General features: G+C 68.9%; 24 protein-coding genes. 6 read left to right on the top strand and 18 right to left on the bottom strand.

What is annotated here, in order from left to right:
• Position 1: 1 nt before the first annotated feature.
• From WDU99_RS10505 to WDU99_RS10525, 5 genes are read right to left on the bottom strand one after another with little or no spacing between them, the layout of a single operon-like run.
• Positions 2–1,336: an aspartate aminotransferase family protein gene (locus WDU99_RS10505; protein WP_337332404.1), complete on the bottom strand. Its 1,335-nt coding sequence runs from the start codon at positions 1,334–1,336 to the stop codon at positions 2–4.
• Positions 1,333–2,568, bottom strand: coding sequence for a M20 metallopeptidase family protein (locus WDU99_RS10510; RefSeq protein WP_337332405.1), 1,236 nt, complete (start codon positions 2,566–2,568; stop codon positions 1,333–1,335). The genes WDU99_RS10505 and WDU99_RS10510 overlap by 4 nt, the downstream gene beginning before the upstream one ends.
• Positions 2,565–3,737: an amidohydrolase family protein gene (locus tag WDU99_RS10515; RefSeq protein ID WP_337332406.1), complete on the bottom strand. Its 1,173-nt coding sequence runs from the start codon at positions 3,735–3,737 to the stop codon at positions 2,565–2,567. The genes WDU99_RS10510 and WDU99_RS10515 overlap by 4 nt, the downstream gene beginning before the upstream one ends.
• Entirely contained in the window at positions 3,727–5,085 is a 1,359-nt protein-coding gene (locus tag WDU99_RS10520; protein ID WP_337332407.1) for a glutamine synthetase family protein, read from the bottom strand. The genes WDU99_RS10515 and WDU99_RS10520 overlap by 11 nt, the downstream gene beginning before the upstream one ends.
• Positions 5,085–6,536: an APC family permease gene (locus tag WDU99_RS10525; protein ID WP_337332408.1), complete on the bottom strand. Its 1,452-nt coding sequence runs from the start codon at positions 6,534–6,536 to the stop codon at positions 5,085–5,087. The genes WDU99_RS10520 and WDU99_RS10525 overlap by 1 nt, the downstream gene beginning before the upstream one ends.
• 243 nt (positions 6,537–6,779) lie before the next feature.
• Between WDU99_RS10525 and WDU99_RS10530 the strand changes: the two genes are divergently transcribed.
• Positions 6,780–8,210 (top strand): dicarboxylate/amino acid:cation symporter, encoded by a 1,431-nt coding sequence (locus WDU99_RS10530; RefSeq protein WP_420064002.1) that lies wholly within the window; start codon positions 6,780–6,782, stop codon positions 8,208–8,210.
• Positions 8,211–8,338: 128 nt separating this feature from the next.
• On the opposite strand, the gene WDU99_RS10535 is transcribed toward WDU99_RS10530, so the two are convergent.
• Positions 8,339–8,641, bottom strand: coding sequence for a MerR family transcriptional regulator (locus WDU99_RS10535; protein WP_337332409.1), 303 nt, complete (start codon positions 8,639–8,641; stop codon positions 8,339–8,341).
• Between the two features lie 134 nt (positions 8,642–8,775).
• On the opposite strand from WDU99_RS10535, the gene WDU99_RS10540 reads away from it, so the two are divergent.
• Together WDU99_RS10540 and WDU99_RS10545 are read left to right on the top strand one after the other, a co-directional pair.
• A complete protein-coding gene (locus WDU99_RS10540; protein ID WP_337332410.1) occupies positions 8,776–9,198 on the top strand; it encodes an Hsp20/alpha crystallin family protein in 423 nt (140 codons plus the stop codon).
• Positions 9,199–9,284: 86 nt separating this feature from the next.
• Entirely contained in the window at positions 9,285–9,488 is a 204-nt protein-coding gene (locus tag WDU99_RS10545) for a DUF2795 domain-containing protein (protein WP_337332411.1), read from the top strand.
• Positions 9,489–9,569: 81 nt separating this feature from the next.
• Here WDU99_RS10545 and WDU99_RS10550 read toward each other — a convergent pair whose 3' ends face one another.
• Together WDU99_RS10550 and WDU99_RS10555 are read right to left on the bottom strand one after the other, a co-directional pair.
• On the bottom strand, positions 9,570–11,255 hold the full coding sequence (locus WDU99_RS10550; protein WP_337332412.1) for a cation:proton antiporter: 1,686 nt from the start codon (positions 11,253–11,255) through the stop codon (positions 9,570–9,572).
• Between the two features lie 26 nt (positions 11,256–11,281).
• Positions 11,282–11,914 carry a phosphoribosyltransferase gene (locus WDU99_RS10555; RefSeq protein ID WP_337332413.1) on the bottom strand — a complete coding sequence of 211 codons (633 nt, stop codon included), beginning with the start codon at positions 11,912–11,914 and terminating at the stop codon, positions 11,282–11,284.
• An 82-nt stretch (positions 11,915–11,996) separates the two neighbouring features.
• On the opposite strand from WDU99_RS10555, the gene WDU99_RS10560 reads away from it, so the two are divergent.
• Both WDU99_RS10560 and WDU99_RS10565 read left to right on the top strand, forming a co-directional pair.
• The gene (locus WDU99_RS10560; protein WP_420064003.1) at positions 11,997–13,052 is read left to right on the top strand and encodes an LLM class flavin-dependent oxidoreductase; all 1,056 of its coding nucleotides are present in this window, start codon (positions 11,997–11,999) and stop codon (positions 13,050–13,052) included.
• Positions 13,053–13,227: 175 nt separating this feature from the next.
• Positions 13,228–14,154, top strand: a complete 927-nt coding sequence (locus WDU99_RS10565) for an endonuclease domain-containing protein (RefSeq protein ID WP_337332415.1) — start codon at positions 13,228–13,230, stop codon at positions 14,152–14,154.
• Between the two features lie 81 nt (positions 14,155–14,235).
• On the opposite strand, the gene pheA is transcribed toward WDU99_RS10565, so the two are convergent.
• Positions 14,236–15,177 (bottom strand): prephenate dehydratase, encoded by a 942-nt coding sequence (gene pheA / locus WDU99_RS10570; RefSeq protein WP_337332416.1) that lies wholly within the window; start codon positions 15,175–15,177, stop codon positions 14,236–14,238.
• Between the two features lie 55 nt (positions 15,178–15,232).
• Here pheA and pgm point away from each other — a divergent pair, with 55 nt between their 5' ends.
• The gene (gene pgm / locus WDU99_RS10575) at positions 15,233–16,876 is read left to right on the top strand and encodes a phosphoglucomutase (alpha-D-glucose-1,6-bisphosphate-dependent) (RefSeq protein ID WP_337332417.1); all 1,644 of its coding nucleotides are present in this window, start codon (positions 15,233–15,235) and stop codon (positions 16,874–16,876) included.
• Between the two features lie 120 nt (positions 16,877–16,996).
• Here the strand turns inward: pgm and WDU99_RS10580 are convergent, their stop codons facing one another.
• The 9 genes from WDU99_RS10580 to WDU99_RS10620 form a co-directional block, all read right to left on the bottom strand.
• On the bottom strand, positions 16,997–17,833 hold the full coding sequence (locus WDU99_RS10580) for an ABC transporter ATP-binding protein (RefSeq protein WP_337332418.1): 837 nt from the start codon (positions 17,831–17,833) through the stop codon (positions 16,997–16,999).
• Complete coding sequence (locus tag WDU99_RS10585) at positions 17,826–18,863, bottom strand: ABC transporter substrate-binding protein (RefSeq protein ID WP_337332419.1); 1,038 nt, start codon at positions 18,861–18,863, stop codon at positions 17,826–17,828. Before WDU99_RS10585 ends, WDU99_RS10580 begins: the two co-directional genes overlap by 8 nt.
• Positions 18,864–18,932: 69 nt before the next feature.
• Positions 18,933–19,784, bottom strand: a complete 852-nt coding sequence (locus WDU99_RS10590; RefSeq protein ID WP_337332420.1) for an ABC transporter permease — start codon at positions 19,782–19,784, stop codon at positions 18,933–18,935.
• Between the two features lie 138 nt (positions 19,785–19,922).
• A complete protein-coding gene (locus WDU99_RS10595; RefSeq protein WP_337332421.1) occupies positions 19,923–21,041 on the bottom strand; it encodes a glycerate kinase in 1,119 nt (372 codons plus the stop codon).
• Positions 21,038–22,054, bottom strand: a complete 1,017-nt coding sequence (locus tag WDU99_RS10600) for a LacI family DNA-binding transcriptional regulator (RefSeq protein ID WP_337332422.1) — start codon at positions 22,052–22,054, stop codon at positions 21,038–21,040. The genes WDU99_RS10595 and WDU99_RS10600 overlap by 4 nt, the downstream gene beginning before the upstream one ends.
• 159 nt (positions 22,055–22,213) lie before the next feature.
• The gene (locus tag WDU99_RS10605) at positions 22,214–22,969 is read right to left on the bottom strand and encodes a sugar phosphate isomerase/epimerase family protein (protein ID WP_337332446.1); all 756 of its coding nucleotides are present in this window, start codon (positions 22,967–22,969) and stop codon (positions 22,214–22,216) included.
• Positions 22,970–23,051: 82 nt separating this feature from the next.
• Positions 23,052–23,918, bottom strand: a complete 867-nt coding sequence (locus WDU99_RS10610) for a sugar phosphate isomerase/epimerase family protein (protein ID WP_337332423.1) — start codon at positions 23,916–23,918, stop codon at positions 23,052–23,054.
• 142 nt (positions 23,919–24,060) lie between these two features.
• A complete protein-coding gene (locus WDU99_RS10615) occupies positions 24,061–25,221 on the bottom strand; it encodes a dihydrodipicolinate synthase family protein (RefSeq protein WP_337332424.1) in 1,161 nt (386 codons plus the stop codon).
• Complete coding sequence (locus WDU99_RS10620) at positions 25,218–26,372, bottom strand: Gfo/Idh/MocA family protein (protein ID WP_337332425.1); 1,155 nt, start codon at positions 26,370–26,372, stop codon at positions 25,218–25,220. The genes WDU99_RS10615 and WDU99_RS10620 overlap by 4 nt, the downstream gene beginning before the upstream one ends.
• Positions 26,373–26,434 lie beyond the last annotated feature (62 nt).

Raw genomic sequence — 26,434 nt, forward strand, 5'->3', positions numbered from 1 at the left:
GTCACCAGCCCTGATAGGGCGCGATCTCGTCGTCGGAGACGACGCCCTGCGCTGCATCGTCGATCGCCGTCGTGAGGATCGCGACGGCCCTCTCGATCGAGTCGGCAGAGATGCTGAGCGGCGGTGTCAGTTCGATCACGTTGCCACGCACCGGGTAGGCGACCACGCCCAGTTGCCAGGCACGGTAGACGGTCTTGGCAGTGAAAGCATCGCTGTCGGCACGGTCGCCGCTCACGAGCTCGACCCCCACCGAGAGTCCCCATCCGCGCACGTTATCGATGAGCCCCGCACCCGGGCGACGACTGCGCGCGTAGTCCGAGAGGAGAGCGGCCAGCTGAGCCCCGCGCTGGGCTGCATTCGCCGTCGCCTCACCTTCGCGCACAAGCCGCAGCACGGCTCGCCCGGCGGCGCACGAGATCGGATTGCCGGTCGTCGTCATCAACGCCGAGGCGACCGGATGATCGAGGACGTCAGCGGGGCCGATCGTCGCCGAAAGGGGCAGGCCGCCGCCCAGTGCCTTTCCGAGGGTGACCACGTCGGGAACGACCCCATCGTGCTCGAACGCGTGCGTACGGCCGGTGCGCCCGAGCCCCACCTTCACCTCGTCGACGACCAGCAGCGTGCCATGGCGATCGCACAGCGCCCGGAGGCCGGCGAGAAATCCCTTCGGCGGCACGATGAGACCCCCGTCGGACTGCAGCGGCTCGACGATGACGGCGGCCGTCTCCCCGCGCGCGAGCTCCCGATCCGAGCGGTCGAGCACGTCGCCGAGAACGGTAGACGGATCCCCCGTGTGCGGTCGATGCGGATCCGGGTAGGGCAGGAACGTCACCGCCGCATCCGCGGCGACCCCCGCCGATACGTGCACCCCCGAGACGCGCTGAGCGGTCCCGAGCCCGCCGTGATACCCGTTCTCGAACGCGAGGATGCGCGGCCGCCCCGTGGCTGCTCGGCATCCGCGGATGGCGACGTCGTTCGCATCCGTGCCCGCGTGCCCGAGATAGACCCGCCGGTCGGCCGCACCGAGCCTGCTCGGTATGAGGTCCAGCAGCTCCTCGGCGAGCGCGACGGCGTCGGGATGTGAGCCGGAGAGAACCGAGGAACCGGGTGGGGCGATCGCGGCGTGGGCAATGGCGGCGGCGATGCTCGCCTCGCCATGACCGAAACCGGATGCCGTCCAGCTCGCGCTGAGGTCGATCAGCTCCCGCCCTCCCGGCTCGACGAGCACCGATCCACGGCCCGCCTCAGCCACCAGCGGGAAGAACCGCAGGCGCTGGACTCCTGCGATCACCGATTCATCGCGGGCGGCCAGCCGCGCAGCATCCGTTGTGCTCACCCCAGCACCCCCTGGTCGCCGCGGTGGTGCTCGATGCCGAGCACGCGCTCGGCTGCGGCGAGATAGCCGGCCATCAGAGCGCGCGCGACCAGGTCGACCGCGTCGTCGTCGGGCAGGAAGCGGGGGTGGTGAAGCGCGGGCTGCGGGTCGCGCCCGGCTGTCTCGACACCGACGAACAGCATGAGCGACGGCACCGCGTCACAGAAGTACGAGAAGTCGTCCGCGCCGAGGGAACGCAACGGCTCGGCTCCGTCGACGCCAAGCAGCGCCAGCCAGTCATCTGTGCCCGACGCGAGCGAGACGTCGTTGATCAGGGCGGGCTCGCCATCGATCCGAGTCACCTGCGCGGTGGTCCCGTAGGCCTGCGCCGTACGCTCCGCCATCTCGCGGACGGCTTCGAACAGCGTGACGCGGTCCTCCGGGTCGGTCGTGCGCATCGTCGCGAAGATGCGCGCCTCTGCGGGCAGCACGTTCGCCGCTCCCTCTCCCGCGGTGAGTGTTCCGATGCTGATCAGCGCCGGGCGCAGCGGGCTGACGCTGCGCCGCACCACTTCGGGGATGCCAATCGCGATGTGGGCGACGGCGGCGACCACGTCGTTGGCGTCGTGCGGGTATGCCCCGTGTCCGCCACGTCCGCTGACGAGGATCTCGATCTCGTCGGCTGCGGCGTTGATGAAGCCGCCTCCCGAGGCGACCGCGCCGCGACGGACCCCGGGGTGCACATGCGCACCGATGACGTGCGCGATCCCGAACCGGTCGATGACACCCGCCTCGACCATCTCCAACGCACCCGAGGGGTAGCTCTCCTCACGGGGCTGAAGCAGACCGACCAGCCCCAGGGGCAGCTCGACCCGCGCGGCGGCGCGCAGCAGCGCCACGACCGCCGCCTGGTGGACGTCGTGACCGCAGGCGTGCATGGCACCATCGGATGCTGCGAACGGCGCCCCGGTCTGCTCGGTCACCGGCAGCGCGTCGAGTTCCGCCCGCACCGCGATGCTCGGGCCATCGACAGGCCCGACGCGGCCCACCGCGCCGGCATCCGCGATCTCCTCGAACGGGATGCTGGTGTCGAGTGCCGCGAGCAGACGTGCCCGCGCGGGGTGCTCCTGTCCTGAGACGCACGGTGCCGCATGCAGTTCTCGGCGCAATTCCCGCGCGGCCGGGAGTTCCTCATCGAGAGCGTCGCCCCAGCGCGTCGCCAACTCGCTCAGGGGCGTACGGTTCGGGCTCACGGACCCTCCGCCCCGACCAGACCGGTCTCGACCGCGAACAGGCGATCATCGAGCCGGTAAGCGCGCCGAGCGTTTCGCCAGGCGACGAGCTCGGTGATCCGCGCGCACTCACCGGCCGGCCACTGGTCGCGCTCGACGAACACGTCGAGCGCGCGCTGCAGGCCCCGACGGAACAGCAGAGCCCCGAGGTAGTACAGCTCGGCGACACCGAAGGCGTCGGATGAGAACAGGATCTTGTGGAACGGCGCGAGCTCGAGCGTCTCGGCGATGATCTCGTCGGACCGGGATCCGGTGTAGTTGATCGCCAACCCGACGTCGAAGTAGACATGCGGGAACACCTGGGCCAGGTACCCGGCCTCACGGTGGAACGGGTAGCAGTGCAGCAGCATCACCCGCGCACCGGTCGGGCGGGTGAGGCGGAGGAACTCGGTCAGCAGCAGCGGATCGCAGCGGTGCAAGTCGACGTCGGCATCGCCGTAGCCGATGTGGAACTGAATCGCGCATGCCCTGTCGACCGCGGCCCACAGCAGGTGCCGGATGATCACCGGGTCATCCAGGCGGACGACGTCACCCGTCGTGTCGATCCAGCGGGCCAGCGCCTCATCCACCTCCTCGGAGGACGGACGCTCCGGGGCGAAGTCGAGACCAATGCGGTACGCGGCGATCGACTTCACACCGATCGCCGACCGCAGCCGTTCATCGAGAACGCCGTCATAGGCCTCTCGGAAGCCGGCGGCGTCACAGCCGGCGATCACCAGCTCCTCCGCGAGACGCTCCAGACGCACAACCTCGAAGGCGCGTGCGCCCGCAGCATCCGCCATCTCCGTCGGATCGAGGATCTCGTCGGCACGATGCCCGATCTCGATGAAGTAGTCGCTGATGCCGGTGGCCCGCAGCAACCGGCGGCTCACCTCATCGCCGCCGAGCTCGCGTCGCCGCGCCAGGTACGCCTCGGCCGACACGAACGGGTCCAGCCCGAGCACGGGTGCGCAGTGGCGACGGATGGCGAAGCCCACCTGCGTGTCGAAGTGGGTCGTCCCCTCCGGGGCGCCCCAATCCGACTCGGTGATCAACGACTCGAATGCGGAGTCGTCGAGATTGTGCAGGGTGACGCCGTGGCAGTGGTGGTCCAGGAGCGGCACGGTGGCGGGCGTGTTCTCAGTAGACACGGGTGTACACCTCGCACTGTTCGGCGAGCGAGCGTGCCTGCACCGAGGCGAACTCATCGCGTTTGATCGCATCGAAGGTGGCGAGGAACGCCGGCGAGAACCATCCGGACACGACCTCGTCGGCCCGCAACATCTCGAGCGCCTGTTCAAGGTCGCGGGGCAGTTTCGCGAGGTGCGCGTGACGTCCGTCGAGATCCAGCTCGCCCTCGACGACCTCGGGCGCTTCAAGTCCTTCGCGCAGTCCCTGCATGCCGGCGCGCAGGATCATGCCGAGCAGGATCCACGGGTTCGCCCCGATGTCGCCGCCCCGGAACTCGAAGTGCAGCTGACGGCTGGGGTCCTTGCCGTCGATCTCGTTGGTCGGGCAGATGCGCAGCAGCGCCTCGCGGTTCTGCAGGCCCAGGAACGCGCGTGCCGTCGACCAGTGGTGCGGTGCAAGTCGCAAGTAGCTGGTCGCGAGCGGCGCGAACAGCGCTGCCATCGCGGGGCCGTACTTGATGATCCCGGCGGCGAAGCTGCCGGCGAGCTCCGAGAGCCGGCCCGGGCGCGACGGGTCGTAGACGAGCGTGTTGCCGTCGGCGTCGTCCAGGCCGAAGTGCACGTGTACGCCGTTGCCGCTCTCGCCGGGGGCGACGACCGGGGCGAACGATGCTTCGCGCCCGTGCGCCTCGAACAGGTCGTACACGATGTCGCGCACGAGGATCGCGCGATCGGCCGCACCCACAGGGTCGGTCGGCGCGACCGTGATCTCGTACTGGTGGCGACCGTACTCGGGAAGCCAGGTCTCGGGCTCCAGTCCGGCGCGGTGCAGCACTGACATGAGCTCGGATCCGAGTGGCTCTGCACGGCGGAAGGCCTGCAACGAGAACGGATGGTGGTCGCCGGACGCACTGACGTCCATGAACTCGTGCTCGAACGAGCACCGGGTCGTGATGCCGAAAACCTCGCGCAGCTCGTCGACCGTGTCGCGTAGGAACGTCCGAGGGCAGCTCTCCCACGGCGAGCCGTCGGTGTTCACCAGATCGGCGAAGACGACGTTCAGCGCCGGACGCCCCGGGATGCCATCGACGCGCGCGTGCGATGACTGATCGGGCTTCAGCCTCAAGTCGCCGCTGGATCCGTACGGGATGTCATCGACGATGTGCCCGAGCGATCCGATGCCCAGGTTCGCGGGGACCCAGCCCAGAGACGTGCGCTCGTCGAAGTCCGCGAGCCGCATGGAACGGCCCTTGGTACGGGCGGCGATATCGGTGGTCGCGATGAAGATGAGTTCATCGCTCTGGGGTGTGGTGTGCATGTCTTCCGTTCGGCTGGGGACGTCGGCAGGGCTGCGAGGGGGTGCGGCCATCAGTCCAGATCCTCGGTGCTGATGCGCGAGCCGATGCGGGCCGCGAGCGACGGGCGCACCAGCACGATGATGAGACCGATCACGCACCATGCTCCCGCGATCCACGGGAAGTACGAGTACGGCGCCACCTGACCCGAGATCTGGATGAAGTACACGTAGGCGAGGAAGCCGATTCCGAGCACGGGGATGACGACCTCCCACTTCGGGATCTTCGACCCCCGCGAGAAGGTGTGCTTGATGACGCCGACCGAGGTCATGCCGTAGGCGACGACCATGCAGAGCGTGGCGATGGTCGCGAACCAGTAGTAGACGTCCACCGAGCTCGCACCGAACAGGCCGAAGCCGACCGCGAGCACCACGGTGAACGCGATCACGGACACCGTCGCGTGCACGGGCACACCGGTCTTCGGGTTCGTCGCGGCGAACGGCCGCGGACCGAAGCCGTCGCGGGCGAGGGCGAACAGCAGTCGTGCTGCGGCGGCGGTCGAGCTGAGCAACGACGCGAAGGCGACAAGGAAGGCGAAGATGGCGATGAGCACGGCGAACCATTGCCCGATGTAGGTCGAGGCGAGCGTGGTCAGCGTCGACGACGCCCCGGCGAACGCCGCGATGCCCTCGGCATCCGTACCGAACCCGATGGTCTGCGCGAACATGACGAGCACGTAGATCGCTCCGGCCACGACCACGGCCAGCAGCAGCGCCTTCGGGACCACCCTCTTCGGGTTGCGGGTCTCCTCACCGAGCGAGGTACCCGACTCGAAGCCGGCCCACGAGAGGAATCCGAACACCGCGGCGGTCATCACCGCACTGATCGGCGCTTCGCCGGGCAGGAGCACCGAGAAGTCGACGCCCGTCGACACCGGCGCGGTGCCCGAGGCGACGCGGGCGATGATCACGACCGACAGCACGACCATCGCGGCGATGCCGACGAAGCCGATGCCGAGCAACGTGCGGGCCGTGACGGTCGATTCACGCAGGTTCAGGACGAGCACGAACACCGAGACGACGATCGGAACGAGCACCCACGCCCAAGCGGGCAGCGTGATGCCGAGCTCGGCCATCATGGCCTCGAAGAAGACCGCGCAGGCCCCGGCGATGCACACGGCGAAGAAGAGGTAGGTGCCCAGCAGAGCGAACCCGCCGAAGAACCCGGCACGCGGGCCGAGCGTGGAGCCGGCGAGCGCGTACACCGAACCGGCATGGGTGATGTAGCGGGTGAGGCGGATGAAGGCGTACGCCACGAGCATGGTGCCCGCAAACGACACCAGGAAGGTGAACGGCACGCCGGAGCCGACGAGGCCCGCTACGCCGATGCCGTTGAGCGACATCGCCATCACCGGGCCCATGAAGCCCACCGATATCGCCACCACCTCCCACAGGCGCAGGGTCTTTCGCGGAGAGGATGCGGCACGCGTTGCGCCGTCGTCCGGGGTCTTCGTCGTCGAAGTCATTTCGGGCCTTTCATCCGACGTCAGCTCTGACGCTCAGGGTGGCGAACCGGATCGCGCGGGAGGTCTCGATTCGCGCGGATTCTGAAACAGACATTACACAACTTGCCTTTCCAAGCCAACATCGTTCCGTTCATTCCAGACGGGTGCCGTCATCCTTCGTCATTTCCGCCCACGGAATACTGATCCGGTCCTAACGTTGTCTCCCATGGCGCGCACGGTGCGCGCGAAGACATGGAGATCCCAGTGAGCAGCACGACACGCGCCCAGAAAGCGCCCGATACCCGAAGCCCGGCCCGCAAGCTTCTGACATCGTTCGGGTTCCAGATCATCGCCGCGCTGATCCTCGGCATCGGCGTCGGACTCCTCGCCGTCGCCGGCGGAGCGAGTGCCGACAACGAGACGCCGCTGTTCGCGACGCTCGACACCATCGGCAGCACGTACGTCACCCTGCTGAAGGCCGCTGTCGTGCCGCTGATCTTCACCGCGATCGTCGCGAGCATCTCGAACCTGCGCCGCGTGCAGAACGCCGCACGCCTGGCTGGCCAGACGCTGCTCTGGTTCGCGATCACCGCCTTCATCTCGGTCGTCATCGGCATCGTGCTCGGCCTGGTCATCCAGCCGGGCGCCCGCGCCGGCGAAGGCCTCGAGACCGGCGACCCGTACACCGTCGGCACCTGGTGGAACTTCCTGCTCGGCCTGGTTCCGCAGAACTTCCTCGGCCTCACCGTCAGCAGCGGCCTCGACGCAGAGACCGGCGCCGTGGCATCCACCGTCGGCTTCAACATCCTGCAGGTCATCGTGGTCGCCGCCGTCGTCGGCATCGCGGCGCTCAAGGCCGGCAAGAAGGCCGAGCCGTTCCTGGTGTTCACCGAGTCGCTGCTGAAGGTCATCCAGCGGGTGCTGTGGTGGATCATCCGCATCGCACCGATCGGCACGTTCGGCCTCATCGGCGCCGCCGTCGTCAAGTACGGCTGGGACAAGCTCACCTCACTCGCGTGGTTCGCCGGCGCCGTCTACATCGGCCTCGCACTGGTCGTCTTCGTCGTCTACCCGGTGATCGTCCGCGCGAACGGCCTCTCGATCAAGCAGTACTTCTCCGGTGTGTGGCCCGCCGTGCAGCTCGGCTTCGTCAGCCGTTCGTCGATCGGCACGCTGCCCCTGACCGAGCGCGTCACCGAGCGCAACCTGGGCGTGCCCCGCAGCTACGCCTCGTTCGCCGTGCCGCTCGGCGCGACGACCAAGATGGACGGCTGCGCCGCCATCTACCCCGCCATCGCCGCGATCTTCGTCGCGCAGTTCTTCGGCATCGAACTGACCCTGGTGCAGTACATCCTGATCGCCGTCGTCTCGGTGTTCGGCTCGGCCGCCACGGCCGGCACCACCGGCGCGACCGTGATGCTCACACTCACCCTGTCGACGCTCGGTCTGCCGCTCGAGGGCGTCGGCCTGCTGCTGGCCATCGACCCGATCCTCGACATGGGCCGCACCGCGACCAACGTCGCCGGCCAGGCGCTGGTGCCCACCATCGTCGCCAAGCGCGAGGGCATCCTCGACGAGGAGCTCTACAACGCTCCCCGCAACGGCCTCCCGTTCGCCGAGGATCTCGACGACGACGAGACGGGATCGGATGCCGGTGAGCCGGACACCAAGAAGGAGCCCGTGACGGCGGGCTGAGCCCGTCCCCTCTCATCCCAGCCCCTGCTGGCCGACGCCGCCCCTGCTGATTCACGCGAATCAGCAGGGGCGGCGTCGTTGAACCGGGGCGGGGATGCGCCGCGCTGGGCTTCCGCGCAGAGCGAGCGTCACCGCTCGTCATCGAGCGTGCGGCGCAGCTGCCTGTTCTCGTCCTTCAGCTCACTGTTCTCGTCCTCAAGATCCAGCACCTTGCCGATGCCCATCAGATTCACCCCGGCATCACGCAGCGCGGCGACTCGGCGCAGCCGCTGAATGTCATCCTCGCTGTACCGACGAGTGCCTCCGTCGCTGCGGAACGGGGCGAGCAGTCCCCGCCGCTCATACAGCCGCAGTGTCGGCTCGGGAACCTCCGCCAGCTCGGCGGCGATCGCGATGCCGTACAGCGGAGTGGAGCCGTCGCGCTCTGCCATCTGATCTCCGTTCCAGGGGTTGAGATCTGAATCGTCAGGAGCTATAAATATACATCACCGGATGCAGATAACCTGCATCCGCCAATAGACGTCGAGGCGTCGAGCCTCGACGCTGACAGCGAAAGGAGAACACCATGACAATGACCCTCGACCCGATCAGCCAGTTGGATCGCCTCGTCGCGAGCGTGCTGGACTCCGCGCCGGCACCGCGCGTGATGCCGGTCGATCTGTACCGAGACGGTGACCGCTACGTTCTGCACGCCGACATCCCCGGGGCCGACCCCGGTTCGATCGATGTCGACATCGACGGAACACAGCTGTCGATCCGCGCTCAGCGCACCGGCGGCCAGGGCGACGGGCTCCGCTGGATCGCCCGCGAACGCGGCACGGGCAGCTACTTCCGTCAGTTCACGCTGGGAGACGGCGTCGACCGCGACGGCATCAGCGCGTCGTATGACAGCGGCGTGCTCTCGGTGATCATTCCGGTCAGTGAACGCGCCAAGCCGCGCAAGATCGCCGTTGAATCGGTCGACCGACGCGAGGCGATCGGGGCCTGACTGTCGCGGGGAGCGCCCGGTCCAGGGCGCTCCCCGCGCTCAAGATCCGCATAACAACAATCCACACGATCATCACGGGAGAAGACATGTCACTCTCACCTTCAATCGAGCGCTTCCTGGCACAGATGGAGTACCCCGCCGCCAAGGACGACCTGCTGCGCGAAGCCACGCGCGACGGGCTGAATCCGCGCGACGTCGAGATCCTCCGCGCGCTGCGCGACGGCAGCTACAGCGCCCGCCGCGAAGTGCTCGCGGCACTCCGCCGCGCCGAAGACCTCGTCGCCGCCTGAGCCTGCCGCCCGAACCAGCCAGTGCAGGACTGGCCCGGAGTCGGATGCCAAGGGCCTCCGCCTGCAGGCGAGGCGAGCCTCTCAGCCGTGCGCGATCCTCGTGTCGAGGGCCAGCTCCTCAGCGTCCATCGCCGTGATCAGCTCGTGCATCACCTCTTCGCTGAGGTTGCCGGCATCCCGCTCGTCCAGCAGCACCTGCCGGCGCACGGCCAACCACCCGCGCGACATCTCCGCGAGCTCGTCATGCGTGGGCCGGTCGTCCAGCTGCGCGCTGTCAGCGTCCGACTCCACCCGAACCAGCCGCTTCGCGAACGCATCGAACGCGGGAAGACGCTCCTCACCGTGCCTGTCCGCCCACTCGCGACGCATGTCGCGCAGATACGACTTGCCCACCTCGCGGCTGCGCTGCCGCACCGCGGCGAGCTCGCGGGCATCCCGCTGCGCCTCGGCGTCGTCGACCACCCCGAGCGCACGGATCAGCCAGGGCAGGGTCAGACCCTGCAGCAGCAGCGTGCCCACGGTCACGATGAACGCCACCACGACGATCGCATGCTCGGCCGACTCATCCAATCCCGCCAGGTCGGCGGCGGCGAGCGCGGTCGCCAGCGTCACCACACCCCGCATCCCCGCCCACGACACCACGGCGTTGTCACGCCACGACAGCTTCGTGTCGGCGAGCTGCGCGCGCACCTGCTCGACCCTCATCACGTGTCGACGGCGCCGATCGTCCGAAAGATGACTGACCCGTTCGTCGAGCTGCTCCCACTTGTGCACGCGGCGACGCTGCCACCATTGCCCCCACGCATGCGCCGGATACACGAACAGCGGACGCACCACCAACACGACGAGCAGCACCACGAGCGCGAGCCCGATTACCGGCCCGACATCGCCGTCCTGCAGGTCGCCGATCACGCGCGGCAGCTGCAGCCCGATGTAGGCGAATACGAACGACTCGAGCAGGAAATCGGCCGATAGCCACAGCGGAGCCTCCTGCTGACGCGTCGTGTAGCTGGTGCGCGGAGCGTTGAACCCCACGAACAGCCCCATGGCCACCACAGCCAGCACGCCCGAACCCAGCAGCTGCTCGGCGATGCCGTACGCGCCGAACGGCGCGAGCAGACCGAACGTGCCGTTCACCACGGGATCGCTGACCCGCATGCGCAACTGGTGCAGCCCGACCCCGAACACGACTCCGACGAGGACACCCACGACCACCGCCACCACGAACTGCCAGATCGTCTCGCCCAGGTTGAACGCCGCCGCCCCGGCGACGATCGCGGCGAACACGCGGAACATCGTCAGTGACGTGGCGTCGTTGATCAGGCTCTCACCCGACAGCACCGTCATCACGCGCCGCGGCAGCCCGAGCCTGCGACCGATCGCCGCCGCCGAAACGGCGTCCGGCGGTGCGACTATCGCCCCCAGCAGCAGTGCTCCCGGCAGGGTGAGCGAGGGCATCAGCCACCACGCGATCAGCCCCACAACGACGGCCGTGACGACGACCAGTCCGATTCCCAGCCGACGGATCTGCGGCAGGCTGCGCGTGAAGCTCACGAACGACACGTCGAGCGCCGCCGAGTACAGCAGCGGCGGCAGCACGATGTTCAGCAGCACATGTCCGTCGATCGAGATGGTCGGCACGAACGGAAGGAAGGATGCTGCGAGCGCGACGACCGTGACCAGCAGCGGCGCCGGCCATCCCCTCCAGCGTGCGATGGCCGCGACGGCGACCGCTCCGACCAGGACGAAGAAGATGCCAGCATCCATCTCGAAAGCGTAACGGCTGCGTCGTCTCATCGCTCCTGTGACATCAGCGCGATCACCTCGTCATCGCTCGTCTGCCGGAAGTCGACGTAGTGCATCCCGACGGCCATGAACTCGTCCGGCGCGCTCAGGCAGACCACCTCGTCAGCATCCGGCAGCTGTGCGATCACCTCCGGCGCCGCGACCGGCACCGCCACGACGACCCGCGCCGCGTCACGCGCGCGGGCGATCGCGCACGCCGCGCGCACCGTGGCGCCGGTGGCGATGCCGTCGTCGACGATGATCGCCGTGCGCCCGGCGAGCGGGACCGGCACACGGTCGCCCCGGAACAGCGTGGCGCAGCGCTGCACCTCGGCGCGCTGTCCGTCCTCCCGCATCGCGAGGTCGGCGCGGGAGACTCCGGATGCCCGGATCACCTCATCATTGCGAACGACGGCCCCCTCCTCGCCGACGGCGGCCATCGCGAGCTCGGGATGCCAGGGAACCCCGACCTTCCGCACGATGAGCACGTCCAGCGGGGCGCCGAGCGCGGCGGCGACCTCCGCCGCGACGGGCACACCACCGCGCGGGAGGCCCAGCACGACGGCATCCGACCACTCCCGTCCGGCGAGCCGCTCGGCGAGACGGCGTCCGGCATCCACTCTGTTCTCGAAACTGCGCATGCCATCGGACTACGCCCCCTGCCGCACCGGGTCAACCCCGTGGCGCGGAATGCCGACGGGATGTGTGAGGTTGGAGGGGATGATGACTACTCCCGCGCTCTCCGTCCTCGATCTCGTCCCCGTCCGCCGGCTCTCCGACGGCACCGGCCAGACCAGCGCCCAGGCCGTGGCCTCGTCGATGGCTCTCGCGCAGCGCGCCGACGAACTCGGCTTCCGCCGCTACTGGTTCGCCGAGCACCACAACATGCCGGCTGTGGCATCCACCTCTCCCCCGGTGCTGATCGCCGCCGCGGCCGCGTGCACGTCGCGGATCCGAGTCGGCTCGGGTGGCGTCATGCTGCCGAACCATGCGCCGCTCATCGTCGCCGAGCAGTTCGCCGCACTCGAGGCTCTGGCGCCCGGCCGCGTCGATCTGGGCATCGGCCGCGCCCCCGGCAGCGACCCCGTCATCACACAGCTGCTGCGGCAGTCCGGCACGGCGGGCGACGTCGAGCGCTTCCCCTCGCACGTGCAGGACATCGCGCTCATGCTGCAGCCGGACGGCGCGACGCTGCAGTTCACCAGCGGCGGCGAGTACCGGGTGACGTCGACTCCCGCCGCCGTCGGCACGCCGCAGATCTGGCTGCTCGGCTCGAGCGACTACTCGGCACAGCTCGCCGCGTCTCTTGGTCTGCCGTACGTGTTCGCGAACCACTTCTCGGGCGTCGGTCTCGAGCGCGCTCTCGACCTGTATCGCACCGGATTCCAGCCGAGCGAGTCGCTTTCGGCTCCGCTGACGTTCCTGACCGCGAACGTGGTGGCGGCTCCGACGGCATCCGAGGCGGCCGAGCGCGCGCTGCCACAGTTGCGAATGATGGTGCGGCTGCGTCAGGGCAAGCCGCTGACCGCGCTCGAGACCGTCGAAGAGGCGACCGCGGGACTCGCCGCAGCGCCCGCCGATGAGGTCGCGCTCGTCGACGCGATGCGCGAGCGCTGGTTCGTCGGGGATGCCGAGTCCGTGGCATCCGACCTCACGTCCTTCGCCGCGCGCCACGACGTCGACGAGATCATGCTCTCACCGGTCGCCGGCGCATACGACGCCGAGCCCCTCGACGAGACCCGCGGCCGCGTGCAGACCCTCGAGCTGCTGGCCTGCTGACTGGCGACGCACCCCGTGGCGGGTCAATAGTGCAGCTTCCCGGGCGTCGGCGCATGCATTTCTGACCCCGCATCTCGATGTCGTTGTTGTCCACAGGTGGCAAGACGCGGCGAGCTTTCCACAGGCGCTGGGACCGCGGGCATCTCGCATGCGCACCGGCGGGAACCATGGGGCGATGCGTCACAGGATTGCTCTTCCCGCTTCTCTCGGCAGTCACTTCACCGTCGGACGGGCGCGCGATGCCGGCATTGGACGAGGCAGATCGGATGCCGCGGATCTCGCCCGCCCGTTCCACGGCGTCAGGTCGCTGGCCGCACCCGAGGCGATCGAGGCACGAGTGGCCAGTCTTGTTCCACGACTGAGTGCGCATCACCGCATCGGCGGCAGCACGGCGGCGCAGTTGTGGCGGCTCCCCGTGCCGGCAGAGCTGCTGGCCGACGAAGACCTCGTGGTCTACGCGCCGACAGGCAGCGTGCGTCCTCGCACGCGGGGCGTCAAGGGTCTGCGACTCGCCCGCGAACGTCTGACGACGCACGACCTGGACGGAGCAATGGTGCTGGATCCGGTCGCCACACTCTTCACGTGTGCCGCCCGACTCAGCGTCGCACAGGCCGTGATCCTCATCGACGCGATCGTCACCACCGCCGACAACTACCCCCGCCTGCGATGTGATCGCCCCTTCGTCACCCGCGAGGACATCGCCGATCGGCTGGTCGTCTGGGGGCGCTTCCCCGGCTGCGGCACGATCCGCGCGGCGCTCGCGCTCGCTCGCGATGGCGCCGAATCTCCGAAGGAGACCGAGACGCGCATGCTTCTCGTCGAACGCGGCCTGCCTGAGCCCGTCGTGCAGTACCAGGTCTACGACGGCTGGCGACAGATCGCACGTGTGGACCTCGCGTACCCGGATCTGAAAATCGCGATCGAGTACGAGGGCGACGGGCACCGCACGAGCAAGAAGCAATGGCGACGTGACATCCAGCGCCAACGCGATCTGGAGGACCGCGGCTGGATCGTCATCCGGCTGACGCAGCAGGATCTCACGGAGGCGGATGCTGTCATCGCCCGCATCCGCAATGCCATCGCCACTCGCCAACGACGCTGATTCCCTGTGCGGGGTCAATAACGCACGCGCACGCCCGATTTCCGATGCGCTTTTGACCCCGCAAGGCCAGAGGAAGCCGGGCTACGCCTCGGGCTCGCCGTGGATCAGGCCCCGCAGCCAGTCGCGAGCCTCGATGAAGACGCCGTCGGCGTAGCGCTCGGGATAGTGCACGATCTTGCGGTCTGCGCGTGGGTATGAGCCGAGGAAGACGACGCGGGGGCTGAACCGCCGGATGCCGAGCAGCGCGTCGGCCATCCGCTCGTCGTATGCGTGCCCGTCGGCATCCACCACGAAGCGGTACCGGCCGAGCGCATCGCCGATCGGCCGCGACTGCAGCAGCGACAGGTTGATGCCGCGGGTCGAGAACTGCTCGAGCATCTCGAGCAGCGCACCGGGACGGTCGACGGGCAGCTCGATGATCAGCGAGGTCTTGTCAGCGCCGGTCGGGTCGGCGGGGACGGCGGCCTTCGACACCAGCACGAACCGCGTCACCGCGTTGTCGTTGTTGCCGATCTGCTCGGCGAGGACCTCGACGTCGTGGTGCGCGACGATGCCGGGAGCCGCGATGGCGGCCTGCGCGGGAAGGGTTCCGTCGAGGATACCGATGGCGGATGCCACATTGCTGGCGGCCGGAACGTGAGCGTGCTTCGGCAGGTTCTCGCCGAGCCAGGTGTGGCACTGCGCGTACGCGACGGGATGAGCGGCGACGACCTCCACGTCGTCGAGCGTCGTTCCCGGCTTCGCGACGAGCACGAAGTTGACCTTGACCAGGTACTCGCCGATGATCCGCAGCCCCGGCAGCGTCGCCAGGGCATCCAGCGTGGTGGAGACACCGCCCTCGACCGAGTTCTCGATCGCGATCATGGCAGCATGGCTGCGTCCCTCGAGTACGTCCGCGAGCGCCTCGCCCACGTTGTGCACGGGCTTCCAGTCCTGGCCCCGGGCCTCGGGCACCTGGTCGAGCGCCGCCTCGGTGAACGTTCCTGCAGGGCCCAGATAGCTGTACGTGCGGCGTTCGGTCACCCGGCCAGCCTAGTGACATCTCGCGCCCCGGTCGCCGACGTTGCAAGATGGGAGCATGACCAGCCGTGCCGGCCTCCCCGCCGAGGAACAAGACCTGATCGACGTCGACGAACTGATCGCCGCGTACTACGACAGGCATCCGGACCCCGCGATCACGGCGCAGCGCGTCGTCTTCGGCACCAGCGGTCATCGCGGCTCCGCGCTGACCTCGAGCTTCAACGAGGACCACATCCTCGCCACCACCCAGGCCATCGTCGACTACCGCAGCAGTCAGGGCATCCGCGGTCCGCTCTTCCTCGGGCGCGACACCCACGCCCTCTCCCTGCCGGCCGAGCGCACCGCCATCGAGGTGCTCGTCGGCAACGGCGTCGACGTGCGCATCGATTCCCGCGAGTCCTGGGTGCCGACCCCCGCGCTCAGCCACGCCATCCTGACCCACAACCGCTCGCTCGCCTCCGACGACCAGGCACGCGCCGACGGCATCGTCGTCACGCCGTCGCACAACCCGCCTCGCGACGGCGGCTTCAAGTACAACCCGCCGCACGGCGGCCCCGCCGACACCGACGCCACGAGCTGGATCGCCGACCGCGCCAACGACCTGATGGCCGCGGGCCTCGAGGGCGTCAAGCGCATCCGGCACGCCGACATCGACGAATCGACCATCGGCACCTATGACTTCCGCGACGCGTACGTGCGAGACTTGCCGACCATCATCGATATCGACGCGATCAAGCGCGCGGGTGTGCGCGTCGGCGCCGACCCGATGGGCGGCGCCTCGGTGGAGTACTGGGCGCTGATCGCCGAGATGCACGGCATCGATCTGACCGTCGTCAACCCCGAGGTCGACCCGACCTGGCGCTTCATGACACTGGACTGGGACGAGAAGATCCGCATGGATCCGTCGTCACCCAGCGCCATGGCATCCCTCGTCGCCAAGCGGGGCGACTTCGACGTGCTCACCGGCAACGACGCCGACGCAGACCGGCACGGCATCGTCACCCCGGATGCCGGCCTGATGAACCCCAACCACTACCTCGCCGTCGCGATCGACTACCTGTTCTCGCACCGCGCCGATTGGCCGCGCGACGCCGCCATCGGCAAGACGCTGGTGTCGTCGATGATCATCGACCGGGTCGCCGAATCGCTCGGACGCCGCCTGCTCGAGGTGCCCGTGGGTTTCAAGTGGTTCGTTCCCGGTCTGCTCGACGGCTCGGTGGCGTTCGGCGGCGAGGAGTCGGCGGGCGCGTCGTTCCTGCGCAAGGACGGCACGGTGTGGTCAACCGACAAGGACGGCATCCTGTTGTGCCTGCTCGCGGCCGAGATCATCGCCGTCACCGGCAAGACGCCCTCCGAGCGCTACCGCGAGCTCGAGGAGGCCTTCGGCTCCTCGGCATACCAGCGGGTGGATGCCCCGGCGACGCCCGAGCAGAAGGCGACGCTCGGCAAGCTGAGTCCGGATGCTGTCAGTGCGACCGATCTGGCCGGCGAGCCGATCACCGCGAAGCTCTCCCATGCACCGGGCAACGGCGCGGCCATCGGCGGAGTGAAGGTGCAGACCGAGCACGCCTGGTTCGCCGCGCGCCCCTCCGGCACCGAGGACGTCTACAAGCTGTACGCCGAGAGTCTGCGCGGCCCGGAGCACCTCGCCGAGGTGCAGGAAGAGGCCCGCGCGGTCGTGGCTGCGGCGCTGGGGGGCTGACCCCCGCCCGCTCTATCTGCAGGAGATCGCGCGAAACGCAGGGGCTGGTACGCGGCAACACCCTGCGTTCTGCGCGATCCCCTTCGGTTCGTGCGCGAACTCGACGGGACCCGACTCGATTCAGTCGCCCCCGGGGGATCCGAGCAGTTCGCGCACCCGGCTGGAGATCCGGTGGAACTCCGGTGTCTCGAGCACCTCGGCGTAGCCGCGTTCGGCGGGAAGGTCGACGCGGTGCTCTTCGAGGATCCGGCCGGGCCGCGGGCTCATCACCACGACCCGGCTTGCCAGGTACACCGCCTCTGCGACGGAGTGGGTGACCAGCAGCACGGTGGTGCCGGTGCGCGCCCAGATGCGGTTGAGCTCGACGTTCATCTTCTCGCGAGTCAGAGCGTCGAGAGCGCCGAAGGGCTCGTCCATCAGCAGCACCCGCGGCTCGTGAAGAAGAGCACGACACAGCGACACCCGCTGCTGCATCCCACCGGAGAGCTCGTGCGGAAGCGCCTTCTCGAAGCCGCCGAGTCCGGTCATCTCGATCAGCTCGTCAGCGCGGACCTGTGCCTTCTTCATGTCCATCCCGCGCATCTCGGCCTGGAGCAGGATGTTCCCGCGCACGCTGCGCCACTCGAGCAGCGCCGCGCGCTGGAACACGAAGCCGATGTCCTGCCGCGGGGCGGTGACGTCCTCACCGTTCAGGCGGATCCGTCCTGCGCTCGGCAGTGTCAGACCGGCGACAGCCTTGAGCAGCGTCGACTTGCCGCAGCCCGACGGCCCCGCGATGGTGATGAACTCGCCCTGCTGGACATCGAGGTCGACACCCTCCAGCGCGTTCACCCGGCCTCGCTTCGAAGCGAAGGTGATGGCGACGTCGGCGATCTCGAGCGCCGTCGGCTGCGCATGCGTCATGTGCGTCGTCTCCTGTTCGTGCTGCACGGCCACGGTGGCAGCGATGTCACTCACCCGGCGCGAACGAGGCGTCGAAGTACGTGTCGACCTCGCCCTCGCCGGAGATCAGCCCGGCCTCGGCCAGGACGTCGAGGGTGGCCTGCCAGTCCTCAGTCGCGTTGGCACCCGGGGCACTGCCCTCGGTCGCCGGCGTGCTGAGCAGCTTGATGGTCTCCTGCCACTGGTTCAGCAGCACCTCTGCCTCAGGCATCTGCGGATCCTTGCCGTCCATGGCCTCAACGGCCGCCTCGGGGTCGTCGGCGGCTGCGCTGAACGCCTCCGACGTCGCGGCGACGAGCGCCTTGACGAGGTCGGGATCGTTCTTGATGGTGTCGTTGTGGGCGATGAGGCCGTTGCTGAAGAAGTTCAGGCCGGCATCCGCATAGCGCAGGTAGCGCATCTCCTTGCCGCTCTTCGCAGCGATCGTCGGGCCCTGGTCGTGCGCGAAGCCGATGAGGCCGTCCACCTGACCGGACAGCACGGCCGCGATCTTGCCGGCGGGGTCAAGGTTCTGCTGCTTCACGTCCGACTCCTGCAGGCCGACGGCCTCGAGGTACATCGGGAACGTCGTGGTCGGGGCATCTCCGGCCGAGACGGCGATGGTCTTGCCCTTGAGGTCCTCGGGCTCTTCGATTCCGGAATCGGCGAACACCTGCACCGCCGACGGCGTGGTCTGCAGGAAGACGCCGACGCTCTTGATCGCAACGCCCTTGTCGATGTTCGCGAGGACTGCCGGTGTGTCGGCCCAGCCGAAGTCGACCTGCTGCTGACCCACGGCCTGCGCGGTCTTGGTCGAGCCCTGACCCGCCTGGATCTCGAGGTTGATGCCGTGTTCTTCGAAGATGCCCTGCTCGACGCCGTAGTAGAACGGGGCGTGCTCGCCGTACGGGTACCAGTTGAGCATCAGAGTGACGTCGGTGAGTCCGCCACCGCCGGCTCCCGGGCTCTCACCGCTGTCAGGGGATGCTCCGGAACAGCCCACGAGCGCGAGTGCGGATGCGGCGACGACGGCGACGGCGCCGAGGACGGATGCTGACTTCTTCATCAGGTCTCCTTGCAGTGAATGGTGTGTGTGTCTTGGTGTGGCTTGTGGATGCTGGAGGATCGGCGCCGGTCAGAGCCGAACCGTGGCGGCGCCGACGTCGCGCTTGGACGCGTGCCAGGGGATCAGGAACTTCTCGGCGACCTGGATCACGGCGAACAGCAGCACCCCGAGCAGCGACATGATGATGAGCGCTGCGAAGAGCATGGCCGTGTCGAGATTGCCGTTCGCCTGCAGGATCACGTACCCCAGGCCCTCGTTCGCGCCGACGAATTCACCGACCACCGCACCGGTGACCGCCAGGGTCGCGGCGACCTTCAGGCCGGAGAGGAGCTCGGGAAGCGCGGCGGGCAGGCGGACCTTGAGGAAGGTTCGCAGCCGGCTGGCGCCCATCGTCGATGTGAGCTGGAGGATCTCGGGGTCTACCGACCGCAAGCCGGCGAGGCCGGAGATGACGACGGGGAAGAACGCCATCAGGACGGCCACGAGGATCTTCGGCGCAGCCCCGAAACCGAGCCAGACGATGAAAAGCGGCGCGATTGCGATCTTCGGGATGACCTGAGCGAACAGGATGATCGGATAGAGGGTCTTCTCCAGGCCCTGTGAGTAGACCATGATGACGGCGACGAACACGCCGACGACCACGGCGATCGCGAATCCGATGAGAGTCTCGTAGGTCGTCACCCACGTGTTCTGCGCGAGGTAGGCGGCGTTGTCGGTGAACGCGGCCCACGTGTCGCCGGGCGACGGGATGATGTAGGGCTGCACCCACTTCATCGCGGTGACGAGCCACCAGACGACGACCAGCACGAGGACGAAGACGACGGGGTGCCAGTAGCGCGTCCACAAGCGGATGAGGGGGCTCGGCTCGCGGTTGCGCTGCGCGACCGCCAGCGCCATGGTGGCGTTCTGCGTTGACGACATGGGTTTCCTTGACGACGATGTCCGGGTGGCTGGCTGTTCGGGAAAGCGTATTCCGACGTGCTCTATGCGAGTGTATGTCGATGCACCAGACGTGTCAAACCTCGAGGTGCGACCGCCCGGTCGAGGGGTCGCGGCGCCTCAGGATCGTGTCCCCGCGAACCCCCATGCCAGTTCCGCGCCGGCGGCGTTCAGCCAGCGCTCCGGATCGGACAGGGCGGATGCCGATGACCCGGCCAGCTCGGTGAGCGACACCATTGAGGTGAATATGCCGGTGTCGGCATGCTCGTCGATGCGGCCCGCGGCGAGGAGGGCCGGCACACCGGCATCCGAGGCCGACGACGCGACGTGCGAGGGCACCTTGCCGTCGCCCGACTGGCCGTCGTACGCGCCTTCGCCGGTCACGACCGCGTCGGCGCCTGCGAGAGCTGCAGCCAGGCCGATGAGGCCCGCGACCTCCGCCGCACCGGGAAGCAGTCGCGCACCCCACGCGACGAGCGCGCCGCCGACACCGCCGGCCGCCCCCGCGCCGGGAGTCAGTGCGTCAAGATCGAGCAGCGTCGCCAGCCGCGCGAGAGCAGAATCCGTGCGTTGCTGATCACCGCGGTCGGTCAGGCCCTTCTGCGGTCCGAACACGGCAGCTGCGCCACGCGGCCCGGTGAGCGGATTGGTGACGTCTGTGAGCACTCGCACATCAGACGCCCTGCGCATGCCACTGAAGTCTGCGTGCGCGATATCGGGCAGACCGCGAGCCCCTGGCGCGACCTCGTCACCCGATTCGTCGAGGAACCGGGCGCCGAGCGCCCGCATCATCCCCGTGCCGCCGTCTGTCGACGCGCTTGAGCCGATGCCGAGCACCAACCGCGAGACTCCGTGGTCGAGCGCCGCGGCGATCGCCTGACCGAAGCCGCGCGAGTCGGCATCCCACGGCCGCAGCTCGTCGAGCATCTCGATTCCTGACGTTGACGCCAGGTCGATCACGGCCGTGCCGCGCGGCGCGTCATCGGATGCCGGCAACAGCAGCCACGACGTCTGCACGGGCCTGCCGGCCGGGCCGTCGACGCTCACCGGCATCCGCTCTGCCGAGGGCACGGCGACCGCGAAGGCGGCGACGGTGCCCTCTCCCCCGTCGGCCATCGGGCGCAGCACGATCTCTGCTCCGGGGTCGACGTCGCGCCAGCCCGCGGCGAGCGCGGCAGCGGCATCCGCGGCGGTGATCGAGCCTTTGAAGCTGTCCGGGGCGAACACGATCCGCGTCACAGCGCCCCCACCCCCGGTGTGCTGTCGCGCACGAGGACCTCGAGCTGCATCGGCGACTGCGCCCACTCGTCATCCACCGTGGCGCGGAACGCCTGATAGCCCAGGTCGCTCAGCGGCACGCGAACCGTCGTCAGCTGCGGCGTGACATCCCGGCTCACGGGCACATCGTCGAACCCGGTCACAGCGATGTCGGCGCCGACGGTGCGCCCGGACTCGCGGATCGCCGTCATGGCGCCGATCGCCACAACGTCACTCAGCGTGAACACCAGCGTTCCGGCATCCACCCCGTCTTCAAGTGCTCTGCGCATCGAAGCGGCACCCGACTCGCGCTCGAACGTCCCCCGGTACACCCGCGAGATCTCGCCGCCGCCCGCTTCGAAGCCCTCTGCGAACCCGCCGAGGCGATCGTCGGAGGTGCGCACGCCCTCGGCCGCCGCGATCGCAATGGCGCGGCGGTATCCGAGTCGCGCCATCTCGCGTCCGAGACGCTCGGCGCCGTCGTGGTTGTCGATGCGGATGCTGCGATCGCCACCCGGCCCGAACGTGACCGTCCGCCCGCCGAGGTCGCGGAACGCGGCGAGTTCGGCGACGGTGCGGCCCTCGCCGTCGTCAGTTCGGGAGGCGGCGAGGATCGCGCCCCGCGGACGCTGCCCGCGCAGCGCGCGCAGGATCTTCACCTCGCGATCGGGGTCGCGTTCGGTGATGGCGATCGTGACGATGAGGTTCTCCCCGTCGGCACCCCGGGCGACGCCCGACGCGATCAGGCCGAAGTAGGGGTCGGCGATGTCGGCGACCAGCAGCGCGATCGCCGCAGATGTGCCGCGAGCTGTCGCCTGCGCCGAGGCGTTGGCGGTGTAGCCGAGATCATCCGCCGCCTTCTCGACGCGAACGCGGTACGAGTCGGCGACCTTGCGCTCCGAGCCGTTCAGCACTCGCGAGGCTGTCGCCAGCGAGACCCCGGCCTCGCGAGCGACATCGTGCAGGGTGGGTGAGCGTCGCGCGTCAGCGGTCATGAACAGAGCCTATCGAGGGCGCCGTCCCGCCCGCGGGCGTGCGGCGTCGCGGGGCTCGGCGCTCGACACGACGATGTCCAGGTCGCAATGGATGCCGCTTCGACGGCCGGATACCGGCATCCATTGCGACCTGGGCGCCCGGGTCATGGCCGTTCGCGCTCATCGCGCCGCGGCCAGCCACTCGCGCAGAGTCGCCGCCTCCGATGCCAGCAGCGCGGGATCATCGTCGGGCACGAACTCGAGCAGGGCGTCGCGCGGAGGTGACGGCTGCGCGGCGGCCGCGGCGATCACGCCGCGCCACAGCTCCGCGCGCTCGTGAAGTCGCAGCCGCTCGGCCGCCGGCCACCACGAGAACACGTGCACCGCGCTGGTGTGGGCGGCGACCGCGTCGTACTCGGCGAGGGCAAGGTCGTCGGCGGCGCCGACCGACGGCTGCCAGTACGTCGTCAGCGCGGGGCTGCCGACGTCGGCGAGCAGTCGCAGCACAGCGCCGGGGTTGTCTGCGAGTGTGCCGCGGTGGAACTCCAGCGCGAGGGCGATGCCGCGTTCGGATGCCTCGGACGTGGCATCCCGCAGCCGCGCGATGACCTGCGAGTACTCGTCCGGCGACGCGTCGGCCGAGTCGACGCGACCAGCCCAGATGCGCACCCGGTCGGTGCCGAGCGCCTCCGCGCTGTCGAGGATCGGGGTGAGCTGCTCGTCCGCGCCGGAGCGGAAGTACGAGCCGTACGAGCAGGTCTCGAGCCCGGCATCCGACGTCGCCCGGGCGACCTCCGCCGCCCGCTCGGGGTCACCGGGCGGCACGTGCACGTCGCCACCCCACTCGATCACCTCGAGTCCGGCCTCGGCCGCGAGCGGCGCGAGATGCTCGGGCGTCAGCTGCCGGAAGGTCACCGAGCAGAGTCCGGGTCGCATGGGCACCTCTCAATGGTTCCGGTCGCACTCTTGGCGAGTACAAGCGCGCCCACACTAGCCAGAAGCGCGACCGGAGCGGTAGTCAGGGCAGGTGGGGCGCGACGGTCTCGGCGAACGCCGCCGCCGTGCGGGCGACCACGTCGGCCGGGTCGGTGTCCCAGATCTGCTGGTTGAAGATCTCGACCTCGATGTCGCGGTCGTATCCCGTCTCGATGACGGCGCGGGTCAGCGAGGCGAAGTCGATCACGCCGTCGCCCATGTAGTGCCGGCTGAGCAGCACGTCGGCGGGCAGCGGCGTCGCCCAGTCGCACACCTGGTACGTCGCGATGCGTCCCTCGCGCCCGGCGCGAGCGATCTGCTCGTAGACCTGCGGATCCCACCAGATGTGGAACGTGTCCACCGCCGCGCCGACCGTAGCGGCATCGAAGTCGGATGCCAGGTCGAGCGCCTGCCCGAGCGTGGAGACCACACACCGGTCGGACCCGAACATCGGATGCAGGGGTTCGATCGCCAACGTCACGCCGGCGCCCTGTGCATACGGGACGAGCTCGCCGAGGGCATCCCGCACCCTCTCGCGGGCGCCGATCAGGTCGCGCGACCCCTCGGGCAGACCACCCGCGACGAGCACGAGAACGGCGGTCGACCCGTCAGCGCCGGCATCGGCGAGCGCCGCCGTCTCGTCGATCGCGCGGCGGTTATCGCCGAGTGCGGCATCGCGCTCGAGGCCCGCAGGCAGTGTGAAGAAGCCGCCGCGGCAGTGGCTCGAGAAGCGGAGCCCCGAATCGGCGAGCATCTTCGTCGCGGTGTCGAGGCCGACCTCGTTCACCGGCTCGCGCCAGAGTCCGATCGACTGCACACCGGCATCCGCCGTCACCCGCAGTGCGGTCGCAAGGTCGGCGTACTTGATGGTGGCCTGGTTGATCGACAGGCGGGGGTCGACGGTGCTCATCAGGCGGTACCCTCCTCAAATTCCGGGAACGGATGCAGGGAGTTTGAACGGATGCAGGTCGAATCACCGGCGTGTCGCCCTGCATCCGTCTTTTTGGCCTGCATCCGTTCCGGGGAGCTGCGGGTGGGGGCGGGTGCGGGGATCATGCGTCCACTCCGTTCAGTCTCAGCATCCCGTGCCAGCGCTCACGAGCGAGATCGGGGTTCTCGAGTGCGAGCGAGGCGTTCGCCAGCTCGACGATGCGGCTCAGGTGGGGCAGGCTGCGGGCGGAGTGCAGGCCACCGACCATCTGGAAGGCGGGCTGGTGCCCGTTCAGCCACGACAGGAAGGCGACGCCCGTCTTGTAGTAGAACGTCGGCGCGGCGAACACCTGGCGGCTGAGCTCTTCGGTGGGGCCGAGGATGCGCTCGTAGGCCGCCTGATCGCCGGCATCCAGCGCCTGGATCGCCGCCGAGGCGACGGGCGTGATCGCCGCGAACGCGCCGAGAAGCGCGTCGGAGTGCCCACGGTCGGAGTCCGCGATCAGGGAGACGTAGTTGAAGTCGTCTCCGGTGAACATGCGGATGCCCTCGGGAAGCCGTTCGCGCACCGAGATCTCGCTCTCGGCGTTGAGCAGACTCATCTTGACGCCGGCCACCTTGCCCGGGTGCTCGTCGATGATGTCGAGAAGGACATCGGATGCCGCGGGCCAATCAACCGCACCGAAATACCCCTCGAGCTCGGGGTCGAACGCCGTGCCCAGCCAGTGCAGCACCACCGGAGTCGTGGCGCGCGACAGCACCGCACGGTAGACGCGGCGGTAGTCGTCGGCGCCGGTCGCGACCCGCGCAAGATGACGGGATGCCATCAGCACCGGCCCTGCGCCCTGCGCCTCGGTGAACTCGAGCTGCGAGACGTAGGCGTCGATGATCTGGTCGATCGAGACGACGTCCTCAAGAACGTGGTCGGTGTTGACGCCGACCACGACCGAGCCGCCCTCCTCGCGGGCGACCTCGGCGCTTCGCGCGATCAGCTCGCGGGTGGCGACGGCATCGAGCCCCATGTTGCGCTGCGCGGTGTCCATGGCATCCGCCACTCCCAGCCCCCACGAGTACACGTTGCGGCGGAAGGCGAGCGTGGAGTCCCAGTCGATGTCGGCCGGCTGTCCGGGAGTGTTGTCGGCGGAGACCTTCGGCACGACGTGCGCGGCCGCGTAGGCGACGCGGCTTGTGAGCGGCGTGGGCGGACGCGTGTACACCCCGGAGTCGTTCAGCGCAGCATCCGACAGCGTGCCATCGGGCGCCAGCAGGCGAAGCGTGGTCACAGCGAGAGCTCCTCGAGCACGATCTTGCGACCCTCGGCGCTGGAGCGCAGCCCGGCCTCGGCGAACTGCACGCCCTTGGCGCCGGCGAGCAGGTCGAAGGCATAGTCGGTGCCTTCGACGTACGAGCGCAGGTACTCCTCCCACTGCTGGCGGAAGCCGTTCAGGAAGACGTCGTTGGTCGGCACATCCTGCCAGTCGGCGTCGTAGTCGTGGGTGTCTTCGAGGTCGGGGTTCCACACCGGCTTCGGGGTGGCGTTGCGGGGCTGGATCTTGCAGCCGAACAGGCCGACGACCGCCGACCCATGCGTGCCGTCGACCTGGAACTCGACCAGCTCGTCGCGGTTGACGCGCACGGTCCACGATGAGTTGATGGTCGCGGTGATGTCGCCGTCGAGCTCGAAGATGCCGTAGGCGGCGTCCTCGGCGGTGGCGTCGTAGTGCTCGCCCTTCTCGTCCCAGCGGTCGGCGATGTGCACGGCGGCCTGGGCGTAGACGCTCTTCACCTCGCCGAAGAGGTTCTCGAGCACGTAGTTCCAGTGCGGGAACATGTCGCTGATGATGCCGCCGCCGTCTTCGGTGCGGTAGTTCCAGCTGGGCCGCTGCGCCGGCTGCCAGTCGCCCTCGAACACCCAGTAGCCGAACTCGCCGCGCACCGAGAGGATGCGACCGAAGAAGCCCGAGTCGATGAGGCGCTTGAGCTTCTGCAGACCGGGCAGGTAGAGCTTGTCGTGCACGACCCCAGTCTTGACACCGGCGTCCTTGGCGAGGCGGGCGAGCTCGAGGGCCTCGCCGAGCGACTCGGCGGTGGGCTTCTCGGTGTAGATCGCCTTGCCGGCGGCGATGGCCTTGCGGATCGCGACGGCGCGCGCCTTGGTGACGAGGAAGTCTGCATAGATCTCCCACTGCGGGCCGGCCAGCGCGGCGTCGAGATCGGTGGTGTAGTCGGCGATGCCGTGCTCGGCGGCGATCTCAGCGAGCTTCGCCTCGCTGCGGCCGACCAGGAGGGGCTTGACGGTCACCTTCGAGCCGTCGGGCAGCTCGATGCCGCCCTGGTCGCGGATCGCGAGGATCGATCGCACCAGGTGCTGTCGGTAGCCCATGCGTCCGGAGACGCCGTTCATGATGATGCCGATCTCGCGCACGTCGGTCATGGTGGTCCGTTCTGTCTCGGGTCTCTGGCGCGCCTTCGATTCTCGGTAAGCGCTTTCCAGCA

The sequence above is a fragment of the Microbacterium bandirmense genome (assembly GCF_037204185.1).
Classification (GTDB): domain Bacteria; phylum Actinomycetota; class Actinomycetes; order Actinomycetales; family Microbacteriaceae; genus Microbacterium; species Microbacterium bandirmense.